This window comes from Photorhabdus stackebrandtii, assembly GCF_011189495.1.
Lineage (GTDB): Bacteria > Pseudomonadota > Gammaproteobacteria > Enterobacterales > Enterobacteriaceae > Photorhabdus > Photorhabdus khanii.
On sequence record NZ_PUJV01000097.1, the window covers coordinates 1 to 1970 of the forward strand.

Here is a 1970-nt window from a genome sequence, read left to right on the forward strand (position 1 = left end):
CTCAACAGGCCAATGCCGGCGGTCGAGCCCACAGCGGCCGTGACATTCAAGTTACCGTCAGGTCTGGTTGCTTCAGTTCGATCCCGCGCATTGGCAGAAGGCACGACAATCAGCAATCTGGTTGCCCATGCATTGCGCGTGTTCATTGGCGAAGCCAATGGCAACTGAACGGGGGGATACAACGCGCTGTGTTCAGCTTGAGCCAGTGTTTGATCGTCTTTTGGCGGTCAAGCTGGAGCAGGTTTACAGAATACTGGTCCCGGAACAGGTGCATATCGCCGGAAGTGTTCCGCGTGTAAAGGGGAAAATTGATGAAGATTGCCGCGATCTACGCCAGAGTCTCTTCCAGTCAGCAAAAAGAGAAGAATACGATTGCCAGTCAGACTGCCGCGCTGCACGAATTCGCTCACGAACAGGGTTTCAGCGTTCCTGACGAATGGATTATCGAGGACGAGGGATTTAGTGGTGCCAGTCTGTTACGACCGGGTCTGGAGCGATTACGCGACCTGGCCGCAGAGGGACAACTTCAGGCCATTCTCGTTTACTCACCGGACAGACTGAGCAGAAAATATGCCTATCAGGTTCTGCTGCTCGAAGAATTCACCCGCAATGGAGTCGAAACCCTCTTCATCAAAGCGCCGCGTTCAGACACAGCAGAAGACCAGCTCCTGCTTCAGCTTCAGGGCATGATCGCCGAATATGAACGCGCCCAGCTTCTTGAACGGTATCGGCGTGGCAAACGTCATCGGGCCAGGGCGGGTGACGTGGCCGTGCTGGGTGGAGCCCCCTATGGTTATCGCTATATTCGCAAAATGCATGATGCTCCGGCACGTTACGAAATTATTCCGGAGGAAGCAAAAGTCGTTCAGAGGGTGTATGAGAAATACACGACAGAGGGTTTGAGCATCGGCGCTATCACCCGGCTACTGAGTGAAATGACCGTACCGACGCGAAAACAGATAACACGCTGGGGCCGTTCAGTCGTCTGGGCAATGTTACGCAATCCCGCCTATAAGGGAACAGCCTGTTACAACAAAACCGAAACGGGACCGAGGCAACGCGTGACGAAACCCTTCCGCTTAAACGGACGTGCGGTTCACGGTGAAAACACCAGTGCCCACGAGCGCCCGCGAGAGGAATGGATCGAAATACCGGTTCCCGCCATCGTCAGCGAAGAAGTCTTTGCACTGGCGGCAGAACGCCTTGCTGACAATAAACGCTTCTCCTCCCGGCGAACGATTGAACCCAGCCTGGTTCAGGGTATGGTGTCGTGCCGGAAATGCGGGTATGCCTTGTCGAGAACCTCGACGCGCACTTCCACCCGTAAAATCGCCTATTATCGCTGTCTCGGTTCGGATAGCTGGCGCTATCCCGGTGGAGCTGTATGCAACAGCCGTCCCATCCGTCAGGATTTGCTCGACCAAATCGTCTGGCAGGAGGTGCTCCGTCTTATTGAAGATCCCGCGCTCATCAATGCTGAACTGGAACGACGCCTTGAAGCAGCCCGATCAGCCGGTCCAGCGAAGAAACAACAGGAAACTCTTGGGCGAGAGCTGACTCACGTTAGCAAAAGTATGGAGCGGCTGGTTACGGCCTATCAGGAGGGGCTACTGTCTCTGGATGAGCTTCGGGTCAGAATGCCTGAGTTACGGGCTCGCCAGCAGAAACGACAGTCGGAGTTGCAGACGCTCATTAATCAGGCCGCTGATCGTATGTCGGTGCTGTACCTGGCAGAAACGTTAACCGCATTCCTTCAGCAACTACGGGAATCGGCCCGGACCCTGGATATCGGTGAGCGACAGCGTATCGTTCGCTTGCTGGTCAAGGATGTCCTGATCGATGATGACACCATCGTTATTCGTCATTCAATCCCCTTGACTAATACCCCTTCCGGCGACAATCCACCTTCGCTGATATCTTCCGATTTACAGAGCACTGGCGAATGTTACCTTTTGCGTTCGGGGCGTGAT

The 1970-nt window shown here is 54.7% G+C and carries 2 protein-coding genes and 1 pseudogene; all 3 read left to right on the forward strand.

What is annotated here, in order from left to right; genetic code table 11:
• Window positions 1–157 precede the first annotated feature (157 nt).
• Entirely contained in the window at window positions 158–433 is a 276-nt protein-coding gene (locus tag C5470_RS23165) for a hypothetical protein (protein ID WP_242688267.1), read from the forward strand.
• A pseudogene (locus C5470_RS23905) lies at window positions 372–704 on the forward strand (recombinase family protein); the annotation flags it as partial. The gene C5470_RS23165 and the pseudogene C5470_RS23905, both read left to right, overlap by 62 nt.
• Window positions 705–770: 66 nt before the next feature.
• Window positions 771–1970: recombinase family protein (locus tag C5470_RS21675; protein WP_339917245.1), on the forward strand; the 1200-nt coding region annotated here is incomplete at its 3' end.